General features: G+C 68.3%; 7 protein-coding genes and 1 pseudogene. 3 read left to right on the forward strand and 5 right to left on the reverse strand.

Translation table 11 applies throughout. From position 1 onward, the window contains the following. Positions 1-338: 338 nt before the first annotated feature. The 3 genes from ACFY3J_RS38625 to ACFY3J_RS38635 form a co-directional block, all read right to left on the reverse strand. Positions 339-869 carry a peptidylprolyl isomerase gene (locus tag ACFY3J_RS38625; protein WP_390842876.1) on the reverse strand — a complete coding sequence of 177 codons (531 nt, stop codon included), beginning with the start codon at positions 867-869 and terminating at the stop codon, positions 339-341. Between the two features lie 316 nt (positions 870-1,185). Then, the gene (locus ACFY3J_RS38630) at positions 1,186-3,150 is read right to left on the reverse strand and encodes an FAD-dependent oxidoreductase (RefSeq protein WP_390842877.1); all 1,965 of its coding nucleotides are present in this window, start codon (positions 3,148-3,150) and stop codon (positions 1,186-1,188) included. 19 nt (positions 3,151-3,169) lie between these two features. Further along, positions 3,170-3,748, reverse strand: coding sequence for a TetR/AcrR family transcriptional regulator (locus tag ACFY3J_RS38635; protein ID WP_390842878.1), 579 nt, complete (start codon positions 3,746-3,748; stop codon positions 3,170-3,172). 963 nt (positions 3,749-4,711) lie between these two features. Here ACFY3J_RS38635 and ACFY3J_RS38640 point away from each other — a divergent pair. Together ACFY3J_RS38640 and ACFY3J_RS38645 are read left to right on the forward strand one after the other, a co-directional pair. Then, positions 4,712-5,284 (forward strand): hypothetical protein, encoded by a 573-nt coding sequence (locus tag ACFY3J_RS38640; protein ID WP_384186031.1) that lies wholly within the window; start codon positions 4,712-4,714, stop codon positions 5,282-5,284. Between the two features lie 580 nt (positions 5,285-5,864). Next, positions 5,865-6,311, forward strand: coding sequence for a hypothetical protein (locus ACFY3J_RS38645; RefSeq protein WP_384186034.1), 447 nt, complete (start codon positions 5,865-5,867; stop codon positions 6,309-6,311). 1 nt (position 6,312) lies between these two features. Here the strand turns inward: ACFY3J_RS38645 and ACFY3J_RS38650 are convergent, their stop codons facing one another. Further along, on the reverse strand, positions 6,313-6,426 hold the full coding sequence (locus tag ACFY3J_RS38650) for a hypothetical protein (protein WP_384186036.1): 114 nt from the start codon (positions 6,424-6,426) through the stop codon (positions 6,313-6,315). Between the two features lie 123 nt (positions 6,427-6,549). Next, positions 6,550-6,648 (reverse strand): annotated as a pseudogene (locus ACFY3J_RS38655) (helix-turn-helix domain-containing protein); the annotation flags it as partial. Positions 6,649-8,089: 1,441 nt separating this feature from the next. On the opposite strand from ACFY3J_RS38655, the gene ACFY3J_RS38660 reads away from it, so the two are divergent. Next, the gene (locus tag ACFY3J_RS38660) at positions 8,090-8,668 is read left to right on the forward strand and encodes a hypothetical protein (RefSeq protein WP_390842879.1); all 579 of its coding nucleotides are present in this window, start codon (positions 8,090-8,092) and stop codon (positions 8,666-8,668) included. The last annotated feature ends 379 nt before the right edge of the window (positions 8,669-9,047 follow it).

The following is a 9,047-nucleotide window of genomic DNA, read 5'->3' on the forward strand; positions in this document are numbered from 1 at the left end:
GCAACAACGTCCACTCTAAAGTGCACGTCAGAGCAGCCTTGAGATGCGTTCATCCCCGGCGTGAACGCCGGGGCTTTCTGCAAGAGTCCCGGTAACGCATGGCTGCCGAAGCCCTGGTTCGGTACGACGTGCCCTCGCTCTGGACGTCGTCCACCTGACCCCGGAGCCCTCGACCCACTCGGCTCGCGCTGCCCGCCATGCCTGCCTTTCAGCCCGCCGAGGCGCATCCGCCGACCGGGGACTTTGGCGTACTGGTGGCTGGGCACCACGTCGGGACGATCTCCAGGCCACGGCCACGGTCTACGCGGCGGGTAGCGTCAACCGGGGCTCTTCGTCGGTCAGCGGGTCTCGATGACGACCTTCTCGATCACCACGTCCTGGACCGGCCGATCGTTGCGGGGGTTGGTCTCCGTCGTGGCGATGGTGTCCACGACACGTTGGCTGGCCTCGCCGGCGATCTCGCCGAAGATGGTGTGCTTGCCGGTAAGCCAGGTGGTCGGCCCGACGGTGATGAAGAACTGGGAGCCGTTGGTGCCCGGTCCGCTGTTGGCCATGGCCAGCAGGTAGGGCTTGGTGAACGCCAGGTCCGAGTGGAACTCGTCCGCGAACTTGTAGCCGGGGCCGCCGGTGCCGTTGCCCAGGGGGTCACCGCCCTGGATCATGAAGCCCTCGATGACCCGGTGGAAGACCGTGCCGTCATACAGGGGTTCCGTGCTCGGCTGGCCCGTGTTGGGATCGACCCACTGCCGGTCGCCCCTGGCGAGCTCCACAAAGTTCCGGACGGTCTTGGGCGCGTGATTCGGCAGCAGCCGGACCATGATGTCGCCCCTGTTGGTCTTCAGCGTCGCGTACAGATCTTCCGCCGCCATCACAATCCTTCGCTACAACCGACTGGTCCGGCCAGTCTCCTGGCCTGACGGAGGTCGCCGAAGGGACGACACGGCATGTCACCCGCATGGGTGACACCGAGCGAACGAACACCCGCCCCGGGGCAGCACGCGGGCGCCCGACCCGGGTCACCGAGGACGACATGACGCAGGGCAGCCTCCACCTCCGACCAGCAGGTGAACGTGTTGCGCAGCCCGGAAGTCGTCCAGGCACGGCGCAGCGAAACTGGATCCCCGATACCGCACCATTTCAACGGCCCGGTAGGCGGGAATCGCCCCGTTCACGGGGACGAGGACGTCAAAGCTGGGCCGCCACTGTCAGTCCCTCCAGGACCGCTTCCTCCACGGTGCGGGGGGTGACGCAGTCCCCGGCGGTAAAGACACGGTCGGCCGGGACGCCCAGGGCGATGGGGTCGAGGTCGTTGACCGGGTCGTGGCCCTGTGCAAGGACGGTGCCTGCGACCCCTTCGAGCAGCACCGGCTCCTCGGTGAGGGTGTGCTGGAGGTACACGGTGTCGTTGTCGGCGCCGTAGAGCCGCACGTTGGGCAGGATCTCGATCCGTGCCCGTGCCGCCTGGGCCAACATGGCGGCACGTACGTACTGCTGCAGATGCTCGCCGGCCGCGAAGCCCGTGACGCACAACGTCACCTTCCTGCGTTGGCTTGCGAGTTGGAGAGCGACGCCCAGGCCGATCCAGTCGCCGCGCCAGTCCGCCACCACGATCCGTCCGCGCGGGACCTCGCCGCCACGGATCACCGACCATGCATCGAGCACCACGGGATCGTCGATCAGCTCCAGCCGTGGGTGGCGAGGCCGTGCGCCGGTCGCGAGCACTACGGCGTCCGGCGCCGCGGCCGCAAGAGCCGGGCCGTCCATCCGTGAGCCCACGAGGACGCGGGCTCCCGCGCGCCGCGCCTCGCCCTCGAGATTGGTGACCGCTCCGCCGAACTCGGCGCGGCCGGGCAGCAGTTGCGCGAGCAGCACCTGACCGCCGACGCGTCGTCCCGCCTCGTGCAGTTCCACCTCGTGGCCGCGTGCTGCGGCCACGGCCGCGGCCTTCAGGCCGGCGGGTCCGCCGCCGACCACCAGCACCTTCTTGCGCCGTGTGATCGTCGGCAGTACTCCGAAGCGACGCTCCCGGCCGGTCTCCGGGTGCTGGATGCAGGAGATCGGGTAGCCGAGCTGGAAGTGGCCGATGCAGGCCTGGTTGCAGCCGATGCAGGCGCGGATCTCCTCGGCGCGGTCGTCCGCAGCCTTGGCCGGCAGATCCGGGTCGCAGATCAGGGCCCTGGTCATCGCGCACATGTCCGCCTGACCGCCTGCGACGATCTGCTCTGCTTCCTGCGGCTGGTTGATCCGCCCGGCCACCATCACGGGGACGCCGACGACGGCGCGCACCTTGGCGGCGAGCGGCGCGGTGTAGCCGGCGGGTTGGAACATGGGCGGGGCGATGTGCTGGGCCCCGGACAGGCTGGACGAGCTACCCGCACACACCGAGATGTAGTCGACGAGTCCCTCGGCATCGAGTTCGGTGACGGACTGAAGCACCAGCTCACTGCTGAGGCCGTCGTGGCTCAGTTCGTCGCCGGAGATGCGCAGGCCGACCACGAAGCCGTCTCCTGCCTCCTTCCGGGCGCTGCGCAGCGCCGCGCGCAGGAAGCGTGTCCGGCCCTGCCGGTCGCCGCCCCAGTCGTCGTCGCGGGTGTTCACCTCAGGGTTGAGGAACTGCGCCGGCAGGTAGCCGTGGCTGGCGACGATCTCCACGCCATCGAGCCCGGCCTGGCGCAGTCGGCGGGCTGCCTGACCGTAGCCGTCGAGGACTTCGCGGATCTCGGCCTCGGTCATGGCGCGTGGCATGACATGGAAGCGCTCGCTCGGTGTCGCGGAGGGCGCCCAGGCGACCGGTGCGCTGCCGTCCTTGGACTCCAGGATCTCCCGGCCGGGATGGAAGAGCTGGCCGATGACTTTCGCTCCGTGCCGGTGCACCGCCTGCGCGAGCCTGGCATAGCCGGGGACACACTCGTCGTCCGTGGCCATGAGCACGTGGGTGGTGTAGCGGGCAGACTCGTGCACGCCCGAGACCTGGAGCACGATCAGACCAACGCCGCCTTTCGCGCGGGCTTCGTGGTAGGCGATCAGTTCCTCGGTGACCTCGCCGTCCCTGACCAGGACCGTGTCGTGGCCCGAGGAAAGGATCCGGTTGCGCACTGCCACCTGGCCTATCCGCAGCGGGCTGAACAGGTGCGGGAACCTCACTCCCATGGAATGTCCTCTCCGAAGCCTAGGCGCATACGCCGAGCAGGACGCGCGCGGTGCCGAGCATCATCTCGGCGTAACGTTCACCGGTGAGCCCGGATCCGGACGCCACTGCCATTTCGCAGCCGTCGACCAGGGCCACCAGCGACCCGATGGCCAGGTCGGCCGGGACGGCCGGGTCGAACTCCTTGCTCTGCAGACCTTGGTGGACAATCTCGCGAACCAGCGCCTGCCACTCGGCATGGACCCGGTGCACGCCCTCGCGCAGCTCCTCGCGACGGGAGGCGCTCGCGCAGAACTCGGTCCAGGTGGCGCAGCGCCGGGTGAGGGTGGGATCGGTGGTGAGTGCCGTGACGAGCAGTTCGAAGCGGCGCCAGGCACTGGCCGCGTCGGCGGCCGCCGCCCGCCAGCGTTCGATCAGATCGTCGATCGACCAGGCGAAGGCTTCACGGAAGAGTGCGTCACGAGTCTCGAAGTAGTGCTGCAGCGCACCTATGGACACACCGGACGTCGTGGCGACGTCGCGCAACCGGCCTGCGTCGAAGCCCCGTTCAGCCAGCACCTCGGCCGCCGCCCGCAGAATTCGCTCCCTCTGCTCGTCCATTGCCACTCCCGCCACTTCAAGCTCTCGCCGCCCCGTCTCGCGTTCAATAATAACGCATTATTGTGATGGGCAACACAATGTCGTCCCCCTCGATACGGGTGATCGACGTGCACCAGGATCAGAACTCCCCAGAGCTGCGCAAGCACTCACCTCACTCGCAGGCCACGCCACAGGCCTCCCGGGCTCTTGCCCACCGAAGTCAGGGCAGTGCCGCGGTGTTCACCCAGCCGACATCCAGACCGAGGTGGACATCGATCTCACTTGCGTCAATCGCGTACCCCTCCCCAGCGGACTCCTCCCGGCCTCGCCTTGTGGCGTCAGCGTGCCGGCACCCACGCTACGAAAGCCTGTTCCACCCAGGACGAGTGCGAGCGGTCATACCCCTGATCAGCGGTCTACCAATGCCCCCTGACTCGGCTGTCGATGCGTCACGGTCGCTTGCGCGCCGGCTCGCCAGCTGGGTGACGGAGTGACCTGCGCCGATACTGCGGGCTGGACAGATCGCGCAAGCACGCCGACCGGGTGAGGGGGCGTCACGGGGACCCGGCCTCGCGACCCTCGCCCCCTTGGGACCGTGGCCCGCTCCAGTCCGGATGGCGGCCGATTTGGGCACAGGGCCCTGACAGGGCGTGGTGCCGTGATCCGGCCCGTGACCCGCCCGTCCCGGGATCTGATGAGTCGTCCGCGGCGGCATTTCCAGGCGACCCGCTGCCGCATGGGTGAGCAGGCGTCAGAGATCACCTTGAAGGCCTAATGCCTCATCAATCTGCCCGCTGATTTCAGAAGATTGACGTGCCGTCAGCACATGGAGGGCCGGGCCTGGGGGCTCCCTGGGTACCCCGTTCGGCTCCCCCACGCCAGCCCTTCCGATATGCCCGAAATGACAGCCCTGGGGGTGGTCATTACGTTCAATCACACGTCGGCTGTCGCAGGCCGGCCCCTCAGAGAGAGGAGCAAGGCATCATGATCATGACCCGTTCCACCGCCGTCACCGCGGCCATCTCTGCCGCTTCTGCACTCGCCGCGACCGGCATCACCTACGCCGCCGCCGCTCCCGCATCGGCCCCCCAGACGGCCCCGGCCGTCGCCCAGCAGGCAGCCGCCCCGGACTACGCCCCGATGGGCGGACAGGGCAAGGGCAACGAGGGCGGCGGCCGCGGCGGCGAGCGCGGCGGCGAAGGCGGCGAGCGCGGCAAGCACGGCAAGCGCCGCCACCACGAGATCGGCAGGATCCACATCAACGAGCGGACGTACTCCGCCGTCCCGGACGGCTGCATCACCGTGGTCAGCGGCCTGGGCTCCAAGAGCCTCAACATCCGCAACGACAGCAAGCGGACCGTCGAGGTCTTCCGCGGCGCGACCTGTGACAACGGCGCCCCCGTCGCCACAGTCGGCCCCCGCAGCGAAGCCAACGGTGTCAAGCCCGGACACGCCGAAGGCGTGTTCGTCAAGGACGGAATCGTGGCCAGCATCCGGGTGGTCGGTCACCACAAGGGCGACTTCGACTTCGACGACTTCGGCTTCGACGACTTCTAAACCAGCCCCATCAAGCGAACCATCGAGAACCCCGGCCCGCCGCAATCGGGCCGGGGTTCTGCTCTCAGTCCCCCGGGCACCGGCACGTGGCGCCCACACCCGACCGCTGCTTCACGGTCCACGCGCCTCGCACGCCATACTAAAACCGGCCCGAAGGCGCTGCGAGGCTGCCCGCGCCCGCCACCTCCCGCTTCATCGATTCACCCTCAAGCAGATTCCCCCTGGGACACCCCCAGTTGGCGGTGTTCCCCGGTAACGTCCACCGATCTCCCCCGCGGCGCCCGGGTGAGCCCGAACGGGTGACGCAAGACGAATGCCGCACACCCGGTGCCCCTCCCCCGTGACTCGGCTCGCAATGACAAGCACCAGGTCCGGGGCGGAGTGACCAGCCACGCGACCACAGGCACGTCCCCTTCCCCCACCCGAGACACCAGGGGATGTGCGAGACGAGCAATCGCCTGGTGGAAGACGCTGAGTTTCGCCCCGGCGAGTCCCGGAACATTGACCCCCGTGTGGTTGGTCTTCGACTGCCCCGGCCGGTTCGGCAGGGCCGTCAGGTGTGGATGCCAGAATCGGCGGCATGACGCTGTGCGACTACTTCTCTGCCGCTGACGACCAGGCTGCCGTCGCGGTCCTCGAGACTCCGGGAGGGCCGGGGCAGGCGGAACTCGACGTGGTCTTCCTCAAGAACATCGATCCGGTCGTCGCAATCGCTCAGCTCGAAGCCGTCATGACGCGCTGCAGCTACGAGGAGGCCGGCGAACGCCCGCGTTCCGGACAACTGCTGTCAGAGCCGGAGGGCGGCCCGCCGTTCGTAGTCAGCGTGTCGGACACCCTGATCGATGCCCTCGTGACAGCGACGCAGAACGACCTCGTTCACTTTGCCGAGCTGTGGTCGATGACCGATGAACTCCGGCGGATTGGGATCAGCGTCGAGGTCACGGCCGCCCTCCTGAAGAACCTGGCCGGACTCGCTCAGCGCGCTCAGTCAAACGGCCTGAACCTGTATTGCTGGTGGACGCTGTGACTCACCGGCGCCCGGCGCCGTTGACCTTGCTCAGCAGTTCGCGCCGCTGGCGGGTGCGACAGGAGTCTCCGGTGAGGGTCAGGACCTTGGCTTGGTGAACGAGCCGGTCGACCATCGCAGCCGCGACGACGTCGTCGGAAAGGGCTCTCCCCAGCGTCCGCAGGGCAGGTTCCAGGTCACCATGACCGGGTCCATGCCGACGTACTCGGGTCGGACGGCGGCCGGTCCGAGTTCAACGGTTCCGGGCCACCCCCAGCCGCCGCGCGATCTCCTTTATGGACACACCCTCCGCCCGATGAAGCCGGCGTGTCTCTGCCCAATCCTCAGCCTTCAGCACCCTACAAGAGTCAGAGGGGGTCAAGATTCACGGACTGCCAGGGGGAACGATCCTCAGGAAGCGTCGACACGTGGTTGACGGGTCAGCCGGCCGGCTCGCTGTCCACGCTGGAACCCAGGCGCAGATCGACTCCGAGGTACGACAAGTCGTCAACTCATTTGGATTGCACCGCTGTTCGCGCCAGGCTGAAGTCGAAAGACAGGGGAAGAGGGTGCTATGAGTGGCGATACGGGGGCTGCCGGGTGAGCGACGAAGCCGTACCCGTCCCTGCCGGCCCCGGCAGGCGGATGCCATGCCCGTGGCCACGGTGGTGGGTCACCGGGCCGCAGGGCCGCACGGGAGGGGCAGGAGATGGCCGGGCGGGTGCGCGATGCATGGGTTCAGGCCCGGACGGCGCACGGTGTGGGGCGGCCGATCAGCGCGTTCAGGGTCAACCTCATCCCGGCTGACCTGGACGTCCACCGGGTCCTCGACACCAGTCGCGCCCACCATCGGTTCGGAGTCCTGCCTGCCTAGGTCTCGCGCGAGCACGACACAGATCTGGTGGAGGAAACCGCTACCGTTGTGGCTGGGCGCAGAGGTATCGCGGTCCTCGTTCGGCGGCTCCACCACCGGCAGACCCGCGCCTTGTGGGAGACGTGCGGCAGCTTTTGACCTCTTGGCGGATGTGGCATCCCATCAGCCCCAGCCGCCCCGACGCGGCCCTGGCCGATATGGCGGATATCGCCCCGCACACCGTGGTGTGGCTGAGAGAGGCCCCTACTCACGCGGGGAGGGAAGTTGCAGCGGACCTGCGCGCCTGCCCTCACGACCTGTGCCCCGGTGCTGATGCTGGCCATCTTTTGGCCCGAGCACTGGCGGACCTGACGACCCGTGCCCCGGACCGGCACGCTCACGCCCGCAGCTGATTCCCGCGTCTAACCTGCCGTCTCACAGAGGCAGGGCAGCGCACGGGGTGCGGTGAAGCCCAAGGCTTCGAGGTCCTCAACCGAGCAGCCCGGTCAAGGCCTCGTCAACCTTGGGCTGCGGCCATGACGGAATGCCGGGCCCCCGCCAGCGGACCTGCCGAACGCCGACGCCCGCAGGGTGAGGGGGCGTCATCAGGGCAGGGCCCACGTGATCCGGTCCGAGACCCGCCGATCCCGGAATCTGGTGAGCCTTTCGCACCGGTAATTCCAGGCGACTCGCTGCCGCACGGGTGATCAGGCATCAGAGATCACCTTGAAGGCCTAATCCCTCATCAATCTACCCAGAGCCTTCTAGGGATTGACGTCTCGTCAGCAGCTGGAGAGCCGTGCCGGCGGGTGCTCTGGGTACCCCATTCGGCTCCCCCGCACCAGCCATTCCGATATGCCCGAAATGACAGCCTTGGGGGCGGTCAGTACGTTCAATCACACGCCGGCCGCAAAAGCCGGCCTCTCTGAGACAGGAGCAAGGCATCATGATCATGACCCGTTCCACCGCCGTCACCGCGGCCGTCTGCGCCGCTGCGGCACTCGCCGCGACCGGCATCACCTACGCCACCGCCGCCCCCGCGCCGGCGCCCCAGGCGGCCCCGGCGGCCCCGGCCGTCGTCCAGCAGGCTCCCGCCCAGGCGCCGATGGGCGGCGAGTCCGGACAGGGCAAGGGCAACGAGGGCGGCGGCCGCGGTGGCGAAGGCGGCGAGCGCGGCGAGGGCGGCCAGGGCGGCGAGCACGGCAAGCGTCGCCACCACGAGATCGGCAGGATCTTCATCAACGAGCGGTCGTTCTCCGCCCACCCCGACGGCTGCATCACCGTGGTGAGCGGTCTGGGCTCCAAGAGCTTCAACATCCGCAACGACAGCAAGCGGACCGTCGAGTTCTTCCGCGGCGCGACCTGCGACAACGGCGCCCCCGTCGCCACCGTCGGCCCTCACAGCGAAGCCAACGGCGTCAAGGTGCACCACACCAAGGGTGTCCACGTCAAGGACGGAGTGGTGGGCAGCTTCCGGGTGGTCAAGCGCCACCACGGTGAAGACTTCGACTTCGACGACTTCTAAACCCAGCCACACCATGAGCACCATATAGAACCCCGGCCCGCCGTAATCGGGCCGGGGTTCTGGTCTCAGACCCCTCAGGGCACCCGCACGTGACGCCCGCCTGCCCCCTTGCCTGACGGTCCACGCACCTTGCACGCCATGCTAAACCGGCCAGAAAGCGCTGCGAGGCTGCCCGCGCCGACTTCCTTCCGCTTCACCGGTTCGCTCCCAAGGGGATTCCTGCTGAAACACTCCCCGGTTGGCGGCGTTTCCCAGCAACGGCCACCGGCCTCCTCCGCAGCAGTCGGGTGAGCCCGAACGAGTGACGAAGGCGCGCAACCCGCATATCCGGTGCGACTCCCGTCACCTGGCCCGTGACCGTAAGCAAAGCACATGGCGC

Origin of the sequence: Streptomyces sp. NPDC001231 (assembly GCF_042896885.1) — a bacterium.
Taxonomy (GTDB): Bacteria; Actinomycetota; Actinomycetes; order Streptomycetales; family Streptomycetaceae; genus Streptomyces.

Excerpts from the sequence above, each read along its gene's own strand:
- ACFY3J_RS38625 (WP_390842876.1), bottom strand. The coding sequence starts at position 869 with ATGGCGGCGGAAGATCTGTACGCGACGCTGAAGACCAACAGGGGCGAC.
- ACFY3J_RS38630 (WP_390842877.1), bottom strand. The coding sequence starts at position 3,150 with ATGGGAGTGAGGTTCCCGCACCTGTTCAGCCCGCTGCGGATAGGCCAG.
- ACFY3J_RS38635 (WP_390842878.1), bottom strand. The coding sequence starts at position 3,748 with ATGGACGAGCAGAGGGAGCGAATTCTGCGGGCGGCGGCCGAGGTGCTG.
- ACFY3J_RS38640 (WP_384186031.1), top strand. The coding sequence starts at position 4,712 with ATGATCATGACCCGTTCCACCGCCGTCACCGCGGCCATCTCTGCCGCT.
- ACFY3J_RS38645 (WP_384186034.1), top strand. The coding sequence starts at position 5,865 with ATGACGCTGTGCGACTACTTCTCTGCCGCTGACGACCAGGCTGCCGTC.
- ACFY3J_RS38650 (WP_384186036.1), bottom strand. The coding sequence starts at position 6,426 with ATGGTCGACCGGCTCGTTCACCAAGCCAAGGTCCTGACCCTCACCGGA.
- ACFY3J_RS38660 (WP_390842879.1), top strand. The coding sequence starts at position 8,090 with ATGATCATGACCCGTTCCACCGCCGTCACCGCGGCCGTCTGCGCCGCT.